At 74.9% G+C, this 15,811-nt stretch carries 12 protein-coding genes; 3 read left to right on the top strand and 9 right to left on the bottom strand.

The window, feature by feature from the left end:
- From AOK09_RS21605 to AOK09_RS21595, 3 genes are all read right to left on the bottom strand, one after another.
- On the bottom strand, positions 1-1,377 hold a 1,377-nt coding region (locus AOK09_RS21605; RefSeq protein WP_055588873.1), incomplete at its 3' end, for an acyclic terpene utilization AtuA family protein.
- Complete coding sequence (locus AOK09_RS21600) at positions 1,374-2,165, bottom strand: TIGR03084 family metal-binding protein (RefSeq protein ID WP_055588872.1); 792 nt, start codon at positions 2,163-2,165, stop codon at positions 1,374-1,376. The genes AOK09_RS21605 and AOK09_RS21600, both read right to left, overlap by 4 nt.
- A gap of 311 nt (positions 2,166-2,476) precedes the next feature.
- Positions 2,477-4,372 carry a ricin-type beta-trefoil lectin domain protein gene (locus AOK09_RS21595; protein ID WP_079063290.1) on the bottom strand — a complete coding sequence of 632 codons (1,896 nt, stop codon included), beginning with the start codon at positions 4,370-4,372 and terminating at the stop codon, positions 2,477-2,479.
- Between the two features lie 256 nt (positions 4,373-4,628).
- Between AOK09_RS21595 and AOK09_RS21590 the strand changes: the two genes are divergently transcribed.
- Positions 4,629-5,873, top strand: a complete 1,245-nt coding sequence (locus AOK09_RS21590; protein WP_055588871.1) for an ROK family transcriptional regulator — start codon at positions 4,629-4,631, stop codon at positions 5,871-5,873.
- Between the two features lie 87 nt (positions 5,874-5,960).
- Here the strand turns inward: AOK09_RS21590 and AOK09_RS43485 are convergent, their stop codons facing one another.
- Positions 5,961-7,451, bottom strand: coding sequence for a glycoside hydrolase family 6 protein (locus tag AOK09_RS43485; RefSeq protein ID WP_322973200.1), 1,491 nt, complete (start codon positions 7,449-7,451; stop codon positions 5,961-5,963).
- Between the two features lie 257 nt (positions 7,452-7,708).
- Here AOK09_RS43485 and AOK09_RS21580 point away from each other — a divergent pair, with 257 nt between their 5' ends.
- Positions 7,709-8,518 (top strand): Clp protease N-terminal domain-containing protein, encoded by an 810-nt coding sequence (locus tag AOK09_RS21580; RefSeq protein ID WP_055588870.1) that lies wholly within the window; start codon positions 7,709-7,711, stop codon positions 8,516-8,518.
- Between the two features lie 213 nt (positions 8,519-8,731).
- On the opposite strand, the gene AOK09_RS21575 is transcribed toward AOK09_RS21580, so the two are convergent.
- From AOK09_RS21575 to AOK09_RS21560, 4 genes are all read right to left on the bottom strand, one after another.
- Positions 8,732-9,925 carry a geranylgeranyl reductase family protein gene (locus AOK09_RS21575; RefSeq protein ID WP_245687409.1) on the bottom strand — a complete coding sequence of 398 codons (1,194 nt, stop codon included), beginning with the start codon at positions 9,923-9,925 and terminating at the stop codon, positions 8,732-8,734.
- 58 nt (positions 9,926-9,983) lie between these two features.
- Positions 9,984-10,814: a DUF4184 family protein gene (locus AOK09_RS21570; protein WP_055588868.1), complete on the bottom strand. Its 831-nt coding sequence runs from the start codon at positions 10,812-10,814 to the stop codon at positions 9,984-9,986.
- 198 nt (positions 10,815-11,012) lie between these two features.
- Positions 11,013-12,077: an NUDIX hydrolase gene (locus tag AOK09_RS21565; protein ID WP_055588867.1), complete on the bottom strand. Its 1,065-nt coding sequence runs from the start codon at positions 12,075-12,077 to the stop codon at positions 11,013-11,015.
- Between the two features lie 243 nt (positions 12,078-12,320).
- Complete coding sequence (locus AOK09_RS21560) at positions 12,321-13,349, bottom strand: ROK family protein (RefSeq protein ID WP_079063289.1); 1,029 nt, start codon at positions 13,347-13,349, stop codon at positions 12,321-12,323.
- A 267-nt stretch (positions 13,350-13,616) separates the two neighbouring features.
- Here AOK09_RS21560 and AOK09_RS21555 point away from each other — a divergent pair, with 267 nt between their 5' ends.
- The gene (locus tag AOK09_RS21555) at positions 13,617-14,603 is read left to right on the top strand and encodes a LacI family DNA-binding transcriptional regulator (RefSeq protein WP_055588874.1); all 987 of its coding nucleotides are present in this window, start codon (positions 13,617-13,619) and stop codon (positions 14,601-14,603) included.
- A 202-nt stretch (positions 14,604-14,805) separates the two neighbouring features.
- Here the strand turns inward: AOK09_RS21555 and AOK09_RS21550 are convergent.
- On the bottom strand, positions 14,806-15,811 hold a 1,006-nt coding region (locus AOK09_RS21550), incomplete at its 5' end, for an AMP-binding protein (protein WP_055588866.1).

The following is a 15,811-nucleotide window of genomic DNA, read 5'->3' as shown; positions in this document are numbered from 1 at the left end:
GGGGGGCGGCGGTTCGGGCAGCGGTGCCTCGGGGAGGTCGTCGAGGGGCCGGGTCAGCGGGGCAGGGGGGATGTCGACGCGCCTGCCGTCCGGGAGGACGGCGGTGTGCGGGACGGCCGCGGCGTCCAGGTGGGCGGAGTCGAACACCCCGTACGGCGAGCCGTCGGAGGGCGGGGCGGTGACATGGAACCCCGGGTAGCTGGCCAGGGCGAGCTCCACGGCGGCGGCGCTGACGGCCCGTCCGACGGCGGTGGCGTCGGGGTCCTTGACGGAGAGGTGGAGCAGGGCACTGGCCTCCTCCTGGACGTCGGCGTCCGGCCGGTCGGTACGGGCGAGGGTCCAGCGAACCTCGGCGGGACGGCGCCTGCCGAGGGCGGTCTCCAGCTGGTCGCGGGCCAGGGCGGCCTTGGCGTCGACGTCCAGGCCGGTGAGGACGAAGACGACCTCGTTCTGCCAGCCGCCGAGCCGGTTGAGCCCGGCCTTCAGGGTGGGCGGCGGCGCCTCTCCGCGGACGCCGGTGACGGCGACCCGGTCGGGGCCGTCCTGGTGGAGCCGTACGGTGTCCAGCCGGGTGGTGACATCGGGCCCGGCGTAGCGGGCGGGGCCGGTCTCGTAGAGCAGCTGGGCGGTGACCGTCTCCACGGTGACGGCGCCGCCGGTGCCGGGGTGCTTGGTGATGACGCTGCTGCCGTCGGGGTGGATCTCCGCGAGGGGGAAGCCGGGGCGGCGCATGTCGTGCTCGGTGAAGAAGGCGTAGTTGCCCCCGGTGGCCTGGGCGCCGCACTCCAGGACGTGGCCGGCGGCGGTCGCTCCGGCCAGGGCGTCGAAGTCGTCCCAGCGCCAGCCGAAGTGCGCCGCGGCGGGGCCGACGACCAGGGAGGCGTCGGTGACCCGGCCGGTGACCACCACGTCGGCACCGGCCTCCAGGCAGGCGGCGATCCCCCGGGCGCCGAGGTAGGCGTTGGCGGCCAGCAGGCCCTCCGGCAGGCCGAGTTCGGCGGCGCGGGGCAGCAGGTCGTCGCCCTCGACATGGGCGACCGTGGCGGGGACGCCCAGTTTCCCGGCGAGGTCCCGCACGGCCTGGGCGAGCCCTGCGGGGTTGAGACCGCCGGCGTTGACCACGATGCTGACGCCGCGCTCGACGGCGAGGCCCAGCGCCTCCTCCAGCTGCTTCAGAAAGGTGCGGGCATAGCCGCGGGAGGGGTCCTTGGCGCGGTCCCTGGCGAGGATGAGCATGGTGAGCTCGGCGAGGTAGTCGCCGGTGAGGACGTCCAGCGGACCTCCGGTGAGCATCTCACGCAACGCCCCGAAGCGGTCGCCGTAGAAGCCTGAGGCGTTGCCGATCCGCAGCGGCGGCGGCGCCGCGGGGGCGCTCATGAGAACTGCCCGGGTGTGCGGCCGTCCCCGGCGGGGCCGGCGAAGGTCTGGGCGATGTCCAGCCAGTGGTCCGCGTCCGCGCCGTGGGCCTTGAGGGCGAGGTCGTCGCGGTGGCGGCGGCGGGTGGCGAGCAGGCAGAAGTCCAGCGCGGGGCCGGTCACCCTCCCCGGTGCGTCGTCGGGCCCCCAGGCCCAGGTGTCGCCGTCGGGCGCGGTGAGCTCCACCCGGAACTCGCCGGCCGGCGGCTGCTCCCCCCGTACGGCGTAGGCGTAGTCGCGGGCGCGGACGCCCATCCGGGCCACATGCCGCAGCCGGGCGGTGGGGGTGCGGGTCACCCCCAGGGCGTCGGCGATGTCCTGGCCGTGGGCCCAGTACTCCATCAACCTGCCGGTGGCCATGGAGGCGGTGCCCATGGGCGGCCCGAACCAGGGCATCCGGCCGCCGGGTGCGACGGCCGCCAGGGCCTCGTCCAGTGCGGCCCGTCCGGTGCGCCAGGCGGCCAGCAGCTGCTCACGGGGCTGCTCGGCGCCGTGGGCGGCCTCGATGTCGGCCAGGTGGGCGGGGTTGGCGGCGGCGCGGGCCAGGACGCGGGCGAAGGCGCCTGGGTCGGTGGCGGCGAGGAGCGCCTGGGCGTCGGTCCAGGCCAGATGGGCGACCTGGTGGGCGACGGTCCAGCCGGGGGCCGGGGTGGGGTGGTGCCAGTGGTCCGCCCCGGGTCCGCTGACCAGGGCGTCGACCTCGTCGCCTTCGGCGAGCAGGTCGTCGAGCAGGGTGCGGGTGTCCACCATGGGGGATGTCCTCCGCCTGAGGGGGCGTCACTGCCGTCTGCCCCGAAGAGTGGCACCTCCGCCCGAAAGAAACAAGCATGCTTGCTTCTTTCCCGACAGGGGCGGGCGGGCGAGCCGACGGCGGCGCGCCCTCCGACGGCGGGGAGGGACAGGGCCCCCTCCTCACCGAAGACGGACCAGGAGGGGCGACGAGGGGGCAAGGCAGGAGCGCGGGGGTACCGGCGGGCGCAACCGGCGCCCCGGAGGCGGCCGAGCCTCCCGTCCCGGCGGCGAGGTGACCGCCGCCGGGGACGAGGGGTCGGAGCGAGGGATCAGGAGCTGGGGACGGTCCACTTCTGGTTGGCTGCCCCGGTGCAGGTCCAGATCTGCAGCGGGGTGGCGTTGGCCGAGGTGTTGCCGGTGACGTCCAGGCACTTGTTGGCCTGCGGGTTCACCAGGTCGTGTCCGGAGGTGTACGTCCACTGCTGGGCGGCGGTGCCGTTGCAGTCGTACAGCTGCACCCTGGCGCCGTCGGCGGTGGAGGCGGAGGCCACGTCCAGGCACTTGCCCAGGGCGCGGACGGTGCCGTCGGTGCCCACGGTCCACTGCTGGGCCGCGGTGCCGTTGCAGTCGTACAGCTGCACCTGGGTGCCGTTGGCGCTGTTGGCGCCCGCCACGTCCGCGCACTTGCCCGCCAGGCCGGTGATCGCACCGGTGTGCGCGCCGCCGCCGGACTGGGTGCCGCTCCAGGTGAAGGTGGCGGTGGTGTGCGCGGGCAGGGTGTACGCGAAGTTCTGCCCGCCCCAGTTCACCCGCAGGGTCTGGGTGGCGCCGGAGTCGTTGTAGGCGACCAGTGCCTTGGAGCCGTCGGGGTTGAGCCAGGCGACGTTGGGCACGGCGGTGGAGGCGGTGGAGGCGATCCGGTAGGCCCCGGGCTGCACGAACTTGGTGAGATGGCCCATGTCGTAGTACTCGACGGTGTAGTCCACCTGCCCGCTGCGGCTGTCGCCGTTGTGCACGGTGACCAGGCCGGTGCAGGTGCCGCAGCCGCCGTTGTGCGGGCCCATGTTCTGGTCGACGGCCAGGGACCACTTGGTCACCGACTTACCCCAGTTGCGGGTGTAGTCGATGATGTTGTGCATGTCCTCCTGCTGCTGGTCGGTGATCCAGGTGCCGCCGGAGTGCTCGGTGTCGAAGGCGTCCACCGAGGGGTACTGGTTGTGCACGGTGGTCTGCGCGGAGACGTCGCCGCCGTAGCCGTGCCAGGCGATGCCGCCGAAGAGGGAGTCGTTGCGGATCGTGGCGTCGTCGACCACCGGCGCGCCGTAGCCGGAGTAGGTGTCCCAGTTCCAGTCCAGCGCCAGCACCTTGGTGGAGAGGCCGGCGGCGTGCAGTGCGGGCAGCAGGTTGGTCTTGGTGAAGTACTGGAGGCCGGAGCCGTTCCAGCTCATGGAGGGGTAGCCGCCGCAGCAGGTGGGTTCGTTCTGCACGGTGACGTAGTTCACCGGGGCGCCCTGTGCCTGGTACGCCTGGAGGTACTTGACGAAGTACTGGGCGTAGGCGGGGTAGTCCTCGGCCTTCAGCCAGCCGCCGTTGAGGCTGCCGCTGTCCTTCATCCAGGCCGGGGCCGTCCAGGGGGTGGCCATCACGGTGAGCTTGGGGTTGAGCTGCCGGGCCTGCTTGGTCAGCGGGACCACGTCGGCCAGGTCGTGGGCGATGGAGAAGCTGGTGAGGTCGGGGTCCGACTGCCCGGCCGCGACGTCGTCGTAGGTGTAGCCGTAGCGGGCGAGGTCGGAGGCTCCCATGGGGTTGCGCAGGAAGGAGAGCCCGATCCCGGCGGCGGGGTCGAAGAGCTTCTGCATCACCGAGGTGCGGGTGGCCGCGGAGAGGGCCCCGCTGGAGTTGAGCAGCCAGGCCGCGGTGTCGGTGAAGGAGGCGCCGCCGCCGGTGAACTGCTGGTAGCGGGTTCCCTCGTCGACGGTGACGTTCTGCCCGGACCCGCCGGTCCCGGCGGTGAAGGCCACGGCCGTCTGCTGCTGCAGGCCGCGGGTGACATGGCGGCCGCCGGCGTCGTCGGTGGTGGTCAGCCAGACGTTGACGGTCTCGCCGGCGGCGTGGGCCGGCGTCGCGGTGAGCAGCCCGGCGGCGGCGAGCAGCCCGGAGAGGGCTGCCGCGACCGTGCCGCGCAAGGGGGGCCTGAGGCGGCCGGTGGTGCGGTGGGAGGGCATGCGGCTCTGCCTTTCGGTGGCGTTCCGGTGGGGGTGAGGTCTCGGGTGGTGGTGATGTGGGGGTGCTGGTGTGCCGGGGTGGTGGTGTTCCGGTGAGGGAGAGGGCAGCACGGAATGGCCGGGCGTGGCGCCGCACCGGACGCCCGGACTTATTTCAAGGCGTGATTCAACCCATGCGGTTAGGCTGCGTCAAGAGTTTTCACAGGGCTTCCCCGTGCTCATGACAGCAACTGCGACAACACCAGGGAGACGGCAGATGGCCGAGCGCAATCTGCAGACGGTCCGCGACCTGCGCCGGTCCAACCGTTCCCTGCTGCTGCGCCGCCTCTACTTCGGCGGGCCGCTCAGCCGGCAGGACCTCATCCACACCACCAGCCTGAGCGCCGCCTCCGTCAGCAATGTCATCGCCGACCTCATCGAGGACGGCCTGGTGGTGGAGGCCGGGGCGCTGGAGTCCGAGGGCGGCCGGCCCCGCATCCTGCTGCGGGTCAACTCCTCCGCCCTGCACGTGGTGGGCGTGGACGTCGGCGAGACCCGGGTGCGGGTCGAGCTCTTCGACCTCGACCTGGAGCAGCTCGCCGCGACCGATCTGCCGCTGGACGCGGGCGGTTTCACCGCGCCCGAGGTCGCCGCCCGGATCCGCACCGGCCTGGAGACGGTGCTCGCGGACGAGCGGCCCGGCGGCCCCGCGCTGCTGGGCATCGGCATAGGCGTACCCGGTGTGGTGCAGCACTCCCCCGACGCGGTGGTGCACGGCCAGACCAACGGCTGGGACGCGGTCCCGCTGGAGCGGATGCTGCGCGAGTTCACCGACCTGCCGCTCTTCATCGACAACGGCGCGGTCACCATGGGCCAGGCGGAGATGTGGTTCGGCGCCGGGCGCGGCTCACGCAACACCGTGGTGGCGCTGATCGGCTCCGGGGTGGGCGCCTCGGTGGTGACCGCCGGATCGCCGTACCGCGGGTCGACCAGCAGCGCCGGGGAGTGGGGCCACACCACGGTCCAGGTCGGCGGACGCCGCTGCCGCTGCGGCTCCCGGGGGTGCCTGGAGGCGTACATCGGCGCCGAGTCGGTGATCGCGCGCTATCTGGAGACCGTCGACGACCCGGCGGTCCGGGACGCCCCCGACGAGGAGTCGGCGCTGGCCGCGCTGCTGGCCCGGGCCGACTCCCCCGCCGCACGGACGGTGCTCGACGACACGGCCGTGCACATCGGCGCCGGGGTGGCCAACCTGATCAACCTCTTCAACCCCGAGCGGATAGTGATCGGCGGCTGGGCGGGTCTGCTGCTGGGCGCCGGGCTGCTGCCCCGGATCCGGGAGACGGCCCGCGAGTACGCGCTGCACCACCCCTTCTCCCAGACCCGCATCACCCTCGGCGACCTGGGACCGGACGCGGTCACCCGGGGAGCGGCGACGCTGCCGGTGGACCGCTTCCTCGCCGCCGGCGGCAGCCGCCCCCGGGTGGAGACGGCGCAGCCCGCGCCGGCGGCCGGCCGCTGATCAGCGGGCCCGCCACCGGCGCGGGAAAAGGGTGCCGCCGACCGGCCCGGACTCCGATCGGCGGCACGCTGGGGGGCGGTCAGGTCGTCAGCCGACGCTGCAGGCCGCTCCGTTGAGGGTGAACGCGGTCGGCGTCGCGTTGGACGCCGCATAGGTGCCCTGGAAGCCGAAGCTGGTCGAAGCGCCCGCCGCCAGGGTGCCGTTGTAGCTGGCGTTGGCCGCGGTGACCGCACTTCCGGACTGGCTGACCTGGGCGTTCCAGGCGCTGGTGATCTTCTGGTCGCCCGGGAAGGTCCACTTGAGCGTCCAGCTGGAGATCGCCGCACTGCCGGAGTTCTTCACGGTGACGTCCGCCGTGAAGCCGTTGGACCAGGAGTTGGGCTTGTAGGTCACCGTGCAGGCGGCCGAACCGGTCGGCGGCTGGGACGTCGGAGGCTGCGACGTCGGAGGCTGGGACGTCGGGGGCTGCGAGGTCGGCGGCTGCGACGTGGGCGGCTGCGAGGTCGGCGGGGTGGACGGGCCGGAGGGCGGGTCCTGCGCGCCCGAGGCCAGGGCGTAGGCGACATCGGGCATGAAGGTGCCCGCGGTGCCGGCGCATCCGTCCGCCTCACCCGGAGGCTTCACCCACAGGTAGGCGTCGATCGACGCGTCCCCGGTGGCCGCGGTCGGGTAGTTGCCGATCTGCCGTCCGGACGGGTCGCACCAGGCGCCGCCGCCGGCAGGGCCGTTGCCGTTGCGGCTGGTGTCCACCACCGCGTGCAGATTGGACGGGTTGCCCAGCGCCGAGAGGATCGCCTTGTCGAAGGAGACCTCGTTGGCCGTGGTGTTGAAGTTGGAGACGTTGCTGAAGACACCGTCGGCGTTGGTCAGGATGCCCGCGCTGCGCAGTCGGGAGGCCTGCTCCGAGGCGCTGTTCCAGGCCGAGTGGCCGCCGTCCATGTAGACCTTGGCGCCCGGGGCCGCGGCGTGGATGGTGGCACCGGCCTGCGACAGGGCGGCGAAACGGTCGCTCTGCTGCTGGGCGGAGAGGCAGGTGGTGAGCGCGATCGAGTCCGGCTCCAGGATGACGATCGACTTGCCGCCGCCCAGCCCGGCCGCGAACTTCTGCACCCAGGCGCCGTAGGAGGCCAGGTCGGGCGCGCCACCGGCGGAGGCGCCGCCGCAGTCGCGGTTGGGGATCTCGTACACCACCAGCACCGGCACCTGACCGGCGGCGGCCGCCGCAGAGGTGATCTTGCTGACGTCCGAGGTGACGGTGTCCGGGCGGTAGTTGGCGAACCAGATGCCCTGGGCCTGGCTGGCGATCCGCTTGGCGATCACCGGCTCGCGGGAGTCACCGGGGTTGGCGGCGACCCACCTGACGACCTGTGAGGCCGGGTCCTTGTAGAACTGGGTGTCCGCGGGCAGGCTGCCCTGCACCGCGGCGCCCGCGGTGCCCTGGGCGGCCAGCAGCATGCCGCCGGACAGTGCGGCGGCGGCCAGGACGGCGGCGGCCGCCCTGGCGCGGCGCGGACGCCGGACGGGGGCCGGTCCGGCGGGCGATCCGGCACCGGGCCGGATGCTTATCGGGGGTGTCACAGTGTTGTCCTCCGTGCTCTCGGGTGGGAGAGGGCGTGAGTGGACGCCACGAGAACGGCGTGGGAGCGCTCCCGCAGTGTCGGGGCTGAGCGTAACCACGAATGTCGCGCACATGTAATCCCCTTGCGTGACCAATCTGAGATTTCGTGGGAGCGCTCCCGTGATGCGCCTGTGACTTTGCGCATCCACATCGATATATAACCCCTGTAGGGTTACCTTGGGGGTACAGACCCTCCGACTGCAGGGAGCACACCTCCATGCCGAAGATCAACGTCTATCTGCCGGACGACCTCGCGGAAGCCGTCAAGGAGGCCGGCCTGCCGGTCTCGGCGATCTGCCAGCGGGCCCTGGAGCAGGCCGTACGCCGGGTGACCGCCATCCGGGAGACCGCCCTCGGCGACCTGGACCTCCAGGAGCCCACCGGGGCGCTGGCCCACTTCACCGCCAGGACGCGCGCCGCGCTGAAGCTCGCCGTGGAACAGGCGGAGGCGCAGGCGGGGGAGCAGTCAGGGCAGCAGGGGGCGGCCGGGATCGGCACCGCGCAGCTGCTCGGCGGACTGCTCGCGGAGGGCGGCAACCTGGCCCTCCAGGTGCTGCGGGCCCTGGAGATCGAGCCCGCCCAGGTGCAGCGCGACCTCTCCCGCCGGACACCGGAGCAGGAGCCCGCCGCCGCCGGGGCGGACGACGGCCCGGGCCCGCGCCGCCTCAGCGGCCCCGCCGCCAACGCCCTGGAGCTGGCCGTCAGCGAGGCGACCTCACTGGGCCACAACTACGTCGGCTGCGAGCACCTGCTGCTCGGCCTCACGTCCGAACCCGACGGCACGGGGGGCCAGGTGCTGCGCGCCCTGGGGGCCGAACCCCGGCTCACCCGCCGCGCGGTCTCGGCCGCCCTGGCGGGGTACGTCCATCTGCGCGCCCAGACCCAGCAGCCCACCGGCGGGGAGGCCGCCGCCGTGCCCGCCGGAGCGGCACAGGCCCTCGCGACGGCGGTCCGCCGGGAGCTGCAGCCGCTGGCCGACCGGATCGAGCGGCTGGAGCAGCACCTGGGGCTGGACCCGGCGAGTTGAGCGGGGCCGTCCGGCGCGCGGCACATCCCGTCCGCGTCGCCGGGCCGGCCCGGACCGCGGCCATGCCCTCCCCCGGACGGGGTCACGGGGGAGGGCGTACGGCACACCACGGCCGCTCCGGCGGGTACCGAGGCCCGGGCCTCCGGGGTGGCACCCTGGGTGCCACGGCACAGCCCCCGGCGTACCCCGGGGGACGTTGCGGCGGGCGGCGTCTCAGCGGGTGGCGACCGCCATCAGCCGCCGCACACCGCGGTAGTTGCGCATCGCCTCACCGAAGGTGGTGGCGCCCTGGGTGACCTGGACGAAGGCCCGCCAGATGGGCGGCACCGCCGTCACCCCGGCGTGGAACACCCCGGGGCGCCGCTCGAAGGCGGCCAGCAGCTGCTTGCCCGCCCGCATCTCCACGCCGAGCCCGGCCTTGATGGCGAAGGCGTAGTTGAGGGCCTGGCGGCGGACGTCCACGCCGTCGGCGGCCTCGGCGACCCGGACCGCCCACTCGCCGGCCAGCCTGCCGGAGCGCAGGGCGTAGGAGATGCCCTCCCTGGTCCAGGGCTCCAGGAGCCCCGCCGCGTCGCCCGCCACCAGCACCCGGCCCCGCGAGAGCGGGGAGTCCTCGGCGCGGCAGCGGGTGAGGTGCCCCGACTCCACGGACGGCGGGAAGCCGGCGAGCCCGAGCCGCCCGATGTAGTCGGCGAGGTACTGCTTGGTGCGCTCCCCCGACCCGCGGGCGGCGATCACCCCGACGGTCAGGCTGCGGGAGGCGGTCTTGGGGAACACCCAGCCGTACGAGCCGGGCAGCGGCCCCCAGTCGAGGTGGATACGGCCGGCCCAGGCCCGGGCGACCTCCTCCGGCACCGGGATCTCGGCCTCCAGGCCCAGGTCGATCTGGTCGAAGGAGACCCCGACGTGCCGGCCGATGCGGCCGGCGCTGCCGTCGGCGCCCACCACGGCGCGGGCCAGCAGAGTGCGGCCGTCCTGGGTGAGCAGGGCGACCGTGCGGCGGTCGGGAACGCGGTCGCCGTGCTGCTCCACACCGGTGACGGTGACCCCGGTCTCCAGCACCGCCCCGGCCGCCTGCGCGGCCTTGACCAGCCCGTGGTCGAACTCGTCCCGGTTCACCAGGCCGAACATCATCCGCCGGGAGCGCCGGGTGCGCTGCCAGCGGCCGTCCAGGGCGAAGGTGACGGCGTGCACCCGGTCCTGCAGCGGCAGGGTGAACCCCGGCGGCAGGGCGTCCCGGGAGGGGCCGATGATCCCTCCCCCGCAGGTCTTGTAGCGTGGGTGCTCGACCTTGTCGAGCAGCAGTACCTTGCGTCCCGCCGCGGCGGCTGCGTAAGCGGCCGAGGATCCGGCCGGCCCTGCGCCGACCACCACGACGTCCCAGACGTCATCGAGCTTGTCCGTCACGTTGCGCCATCCTATGCGGCGTCGCCGCTGGAGTGCCCGCCGCCCTGGCGACCGAGCGTCACTCCCCGGTCGTCGCAGGGTCCGCGTCGCGGGGCCGCAGCGCCAGGGCGGCCGCCGCGTAGAGCGCCAGGCCGACGGCCAGGCCGGTGCCCGCGCCGAAGCAGACGGTGGGCACCAGGTCCGCCGGGGAGGCCGCGGGGCCGTGCAGGTCGGTCCAGCGGTGGGTGCGGTGGACGGCGCCCACGGCGGCGGCCGCGGCGGCGAGGACGAGCACCCCGGTGCGGGTGCGCACCGGGAGCCGCAGCCGCCGCCGTTCTGCGCCGGGAGCTACGGCGTCCGCGGCCCGGCGGGTGGTGGCGACCGCCCAGCCGGCCAGCCAGAGCAGGGCCAGCGCCGAGCCGCCGTACTGGAGCCAGTGGTGCAGCGGCTGCCCGGCCACGGTCCGGTTGAGCACCGGGAGCAGCCGGACGCCGGCGCGGTCGTGGTGGGTGAAGGAGTCCCAGCAGACATGGGTGGCCGCACCCAGCGCGGCCGAGAGGGCGAACCAGCCTGCGTCCCGCGGACGCACACCGCTGCGGCGACGGCGGGTCAGCTCGTCGACGGCCGCGCCCCAGCGGTCGGGCAGCAGCGCGGTCAGCGGCTCGCGCAGCAGGCCGTGCCAGCCCGCCGCCAGGACCGCCGCGATGGCCACGTCGAGGGTGGGGACCGCCCAGGGGCTGTGGGTGGCCGCGCCGTAGCCGAAGGCGCCGTGGACCAGCGAGTCGGCGAAGTACGGCACATCGGGTGCCATCGACCCGGCGACCAGCGCACTGGCCACCCACGGGCCGCGGGCCCGGCCGTGGCGGAGGAAGGGCAGCACGGCCGCCGGGTGGCTGAGGGTGAACGGCATTGCGCCATCCTGCCCCACCGGCCCGGCGCGCGCGAGGCGGCGCCGGAACGCCGTCCCTCCTGCGGACCCGCTGCCCCAGGGCCCGCACGAGCGGTGCCGGGCGGATGCGCGCGCCGCGTACGGCAGCACAGTCCGCCCGCGGCGTGTACGCAACCACGGTGCCCCTCGCCCGGGCGTGAGCGGCGCCGGGCACCGCCGTCAGCCCTCCACCGCCTCCGCGGCCCTCTCCCCCACCGGGACTCCGGCCTCCAGGGTCAGCGCCTGACCTCGTCTGCGGGCCCGCAGGGCGGCCGCCAGCCGCAGCACCCGGCCCGGCGGCAGCAGCTCCTCCGCCTCACTCAGGGTGACGAACCGCCAGGAGCGCAGCTCGTCCGCGGGGAGCCGCAGCCGGGACCGTCCCTCGGCGTCCAGCCTGCCGCCGTCGTAGACCAGCCGGATACCGCCCTGCCGGGGGCCGGTATGGGGCTCCCAGTCGGTCACCAGCAGCCGCAGCGCCGACCGGTCCAGGGTGATGCCCAGTTCCTCGGCGACCTCGCGGACGCCGGCCAGGGTGGGCGCCTCTCCCCGCTCGACCACTCCGCCGGGGAACTCCCAGCCGGGCTTGTAGACCGGGTCCACCAGCAGCACCCGGTCCTGCTCGTCGAAGAGAAGCACCGCCGACGCCACCGTGTCGGCGGTCGGCTCGGGGGTCTGCACGATGCGGCGCTGCGCGGTGCCGCGCCGTACCAGGGCGGCGATCCGCTCGGCGACGGCGCGTGGGGTGAGCGTCGCGGTGTCGATGGTCTCGGCGTCGGCGGTGAGCCAGGGCAGGGCCTGCTGATAGGCCGCCAGGTGGTCCAGGGACCACCGCCGGGTCTCCTCGCCGCGGGCGGGGTGGGCCGGGTCCGCGGCGCGGGACTCGATCCGGGCGCGCAGGATCGTTTCGTCGGCGTGCAGCAGCACATGGTGGACCGGGATCCGGCGCGCGGCGAGGGCGCCGAAGATCTCGTCCCGGTACTCCTGCCGCAGCAGCGTCATCGGTACCACCAGCGGCCCCGGCACCTCGGCCAGCAGCGCCGCGGCCACCTCGGGGACCAGCAGCCGCCACGACGGCAGGTCCTGGTAGTCGGTGATCCCCGCGGTCAGGTCCCGCGGCAGCATTGCGGCCAGCGCCGCCCCGACCGGCTCGGGGTCGTAGAGGACGCTGCCCGGCAGCAGCGCGGTGAGTTCACGGCAGGCGCTGGACTTTCCCGCGCCGAAGGTCCCATTGACCCAGATGATCACACAGCCCCCTGCTGTCGTCCCATCCGGCCCCGGGACGCGCCCCAGCGGCGCCCCGCGGGCCTCCGCGCCCGGCCGGGCCCGGCGGCGGGCCGGGTGGTTGCGGGCACAGGGGGCGGCCGTGGTGCGCCGTCCCCTGTGTTCCTACCCGCGTGCCCCGGTCTCCCACGCATGCCCCGGCACCCCAACTCGCCCGGGAGGCCTGGCGGGTGCCGGGGCGGCCGCGGGCGCTGACCGCCCGTCCGCTCAGAGCTGCCCGGCGCGCGGTCGCAGCCCCAGCGACTCGATGGCCGCGGCGGCGGCGCCGACCAGCCCCGCGTCGGTACCGAGCTGCGCCGGACGCACCTCCAGGCCCCGGACGAACGGCAGGGTGGCGTACTCGGCGAGCCGGGCGCGCAGCGGGGCGAAGAGCACCTCCCCGGCCTGGGCGACCCCGCCGCCGATCACCGCCACGTCGATCTCCACCAGGGTGGCGGTGGCGGCGATGCCCGCCGCCAGCGCCTGCGCGGCCCGGTCGTACGCGGCCAGCGCCACCGGGTCGCCGGTCCGGGCGGCGGCCGCGACGGCGGCCGCCGAGGTGTCGTCACCGGTGGGCCGCCAGCCGTCCCGCAGGGCGCGCCGGGCGATGGAGGTGCCGCTGGCGAGCATCTCCACACAGCCGCGGGCGCCGCAGGGGCAGAGGTCGCCGTCCAGGTCCACGCTGATGTGGCCGATGTGACCGGCGTTGCCGGTCGGGCCGGGGTGCAGCGCCCCGCCCAGCACCAGACCGCCGCCGACCCCGGTGGAGACCACCATGCAGAGCGCGTTGTCGTGGCCCCGGGCGGCGCCCTGCCAGTGCTCGGCAGCGGTGATCGCGACTCCGTCGCCGATCAGCACCACCGGAAGGCCGCCCGCGGTGGGGTGCCCGACCACCCGCTCGACCAGGGGGAACTCGCGCCAGCCCGGGATGTTGACGGGGCTGACGGTGCCGTGCACGGCGTCCACCGGCCCGGCGCTGCCGATGCCGACGCCCCGAACGCGCTCCCAGGCCGGGTGGGCGGCGAGTTCGTCCAGCACCTCGGTGACGGCCGCCATCACCGTCTCGCCCGACTCTCCGGCCCGGGTGGGACGCCGGGCGGACGCGATGATCCCGCCCCGGAGGTCCACCAGGGCGCCTGCGATCTTGGTGCCGCCGATGTCGAGGGCGGCCACCAGATCACCGGTCCCGCCGGTGATCACCGCGGCACCCGCCGTGCCGTGAAGGTCCGGCTCGGTCCCGGTGCGCTCCGTCTGCATCCGCCCACTCACTTCCTGGTCCACCGGGCGACCCCGGCCCCCCGCTTCAGCCGCTGTCGGCCGGTGTAATGTCCCTCATCTCTGACAACGTTGTCCAGTCCATAGCGCGGCGGCGCCGGGAATCCGTACCATTACGGGCCCACCCATCCGTCCCGAAGGCGCACGCCGGGAGGTCCCCCAGTGCCGAGCGAGCCGCAGGCAGCAACCCCCTACGCCGTCGGCGACACCGCCGGCCCGCCCGCCCAGCGCTACGGTCACCGGCCCACCATGAAGGACGTCGCCGCCCGGGCCGGGGTCGGCCTGAAGACGGTCTCCCGGGTCGTCAACGGGGAGCCCGGCGTCACCGCCGACACCGCGGAGCGGGTGCAGACCGCCATCACCGCGCTGGGCTTCCGCCGCAACGACAGCGCCCGCATCCTGCGCAAGGGCCGCACGGCCAGCGTGGGTCTGGTGCTGGAGGACATCGCCGACCCGTTCTACTCCTCGCTCAGCCGCGCCATCGAGGAGGTCTCGCGGCTGCACGGCTCGCTGCTCTTCACGGGCTCCAGCGACGAGGACCCGGAGCGCGAGGAGCAGCTGGCGCTGGCCTTCTGCGCCCGGCGGGTGGACGGCCTGGTGATCGTCCCCGCGGCGGGGGCCGACCACCGCTATCTGGAGCCCGAGATCCGGGCCGGCATCGCCACGGTCTTCATCGACCGCCCGCCGCTGGGCCTGGACGCCGACACGGTGCTCACCGCAAACGCGGCCGGTGCCCGCGCGGGCACCGCCCATCTGATCAGCCAGGGCCACCGCAGGATCGCCTTCCTCGGCGACTCCCCGGACATCCACACCGCCGCCGAGCGGGCGCGCGGCTACCGCGAGGCGATGGCCGAGGCGGGCCTGCCGGTGCACGACTCCTGGGTGGCCATGGGTCCCACCGCCCCCGAACGGGTCGAGGCGGCGCTGGCCGCCGCCCTCTCGGGGCCGCACGCGGCCACGGCGCTGTTCTGCGGCAACAACCGGGTCACCGTCGCCGCGGTACGTCAGCTGCGCGCCCTGGACCGGCAGGTGGCGCTGGTCGGCTTCGACGACCTGGAGTTCGCCGACCTGCTCTCCCCCGGGCTCACCGTGGTCGCCCAGGACCCGGCCGGCATCGGCCGTACTGCCGCCCAGCTGCTCTTCGCCCGGCTGGACGGCCACACCGGCCCCGGCCGCCGCATCGAGCTCCCGGCCCGGCTGGTGATGCGGGGCTCGGGCGAGATCCCCCCCGCCTGACCTCGGCCGCCTCGGGCCCGGGCGGCTCCCGCCGCGGACCGGGCCGCCCGGCAGCGGCCCGTCCCCGCACCCCGCTGCCCGGCCCGGGGCGACCCTGCCCGGCGAAGGGACGAGGCAGCCCAGGTCGGGCAGGCGGGGCGACCCGGCGTCGCCCGGGCCGGTGGCCCCGGACCGGCCGCCGCGGCTTGCCCGTGCCCCGCCGTCACACCGGTTCGGTGAGCTGCTTCTTGAGCACCTTGCCCATGGCGTTGCGCGGCAGGTCGTCCACCAGCACCACCCGGCGGGGCCGCTTGTGCACGGAGAGCCGCTCGGCGACGAAGGCGGAGAGCTGATCACCCGTCACCGCTCCCTCGGCGACCACGAAGGCGACCACGGCCTGCCCCAGGTCCGGGTCGGGGGCCCCGACCACGGCGGCGTCGGCGACGGCCGGATGGTCGCGCAGCGCGGCCTCCACCTCACCGGCCCCGATCTTGAACCCGCCGCTCTTGATGAGGTCCACCGAGGCCCGCCCGACGATGCGGTGGAACCCGTCACCGCCGACGGTGGCCACATCACCGGTGCGGAACCAGCCGTCCTCGGTCCAGGCCTCGGCGTCGGCGTCCGGACGGCCCAGATAGCCGTCGAAGAGGGTGGCGCCGCGCACCTGGAGCTCACCCACGCTCTCCCCGTCACGGGGGACCGGTGCGCCGTCCTCGGCGAGCAGCCGGGTCTCGACGCCCTCCAGTGGCAGTCCGACGCTTCCCGGCCGCCGCTCGCCCTGTGCCCGGGTGGAGACGGTGATCAGGGTCTCCGTCATGCCGTACCGCTCGACCGGCCGGTGGCCCGACAGCTCCGCCAGCCGTTCGAAGACCGGCACCGGCAGCGGGGCGCTGCCCGAGACCAGCAGCCGGGCGCCGGCCAGGGCGCGGGCCGCGGTGTGGTCCGCGGCGATCCGCGACCAGACGGTGGGCACGCCGAAGTAGAGGCTGCCGGCGGCCGCGGCGTACGCGCCCGGGGTGGGGCGGCCCGTGTGCACCAGGCGGCTGCCGGTGCGCAGCGCGCCGAGGACGCCCAGGACCAGCCCGTGGACGTGGAACAGCGGCAGTCCGTGGACCAGGGTGTCCTCGGCGGTCCAGGCCCAGGCGGCGGCGAGGGCGTCCAGGTCGGCGGCGACGGCCCGGCGGCCGAGTACGGCGCCCTTGGGCGCGCCGGTGGTGCCGGAGGTGTAG

The sequence above is a fragment of the Peterkaempfera griseoplana genome (assembly GCF_001418575.1).
Classification (GTDB): Bacteria; Actinomycetota; Actinomycetes; order Streptomycetales; family Streptomycetaceae; genus Peterkaempfera; species Peterkaempfera griseoplana.
Note: the sequence above shows the minus strand (reverse complement) of the source record. Positions and strands in the feature narration are given on the sequence as shown.

Bases quoted from the DNA above. Each gene is read 5' to 3' on its own strand.
- AOK09_RS21600 (WP_055588872.1), bottom strand. From the start codon at position 2,165: ATGGTGGACACCCGCACCCTGCTCGACGACCTGCTCGCCGAAGGCGAC.
- AOK09_RS21595 (WP_079063290.1), bottom strand. From the start codon at position 4,372: ATGCCCTCCCACCGCACCACCGGCCGCCTCAGGCCCCCCTTGCGCGGC.
- AOK09_RS21590 (WP_055588871.1), top strand. From the start codon at position 4,629: ATGGCCGAGCGCAATCTGCAGACGGTCCGCGACCTGCGCCGGTCCAAC.
- AOK09_RS21580 (WP_055588870.1), top strand. From the start codon at position 7,709: ATGCCGAAGATCAACGTCTATCTGCCGGACGACCTCGCGGAAGCCGTC.
- AOK09_RS21570 (WP_055588868.1), bottom strand. From the start codon at position 10,814: ATGCCGTTCACCCTCAGCCACCCGGCGGCCGTGCTGCCCTTCCTCCGC.
- AOK09_RS21560 (WP_079063289.1), bottom strand. From the start codon at position 13,349: ATGCAGACGGAGCGCACCGGGACCGAGCCGGACCTTCACGGCACGGCG.
- AOK09_RS21555 (WP_055588874.1), top strand. From the start codon at position 13,617: ATGAAGGACGTCGCCGCCCGGGCCGGGGTCGGCCTGAAGACGGTCTCC.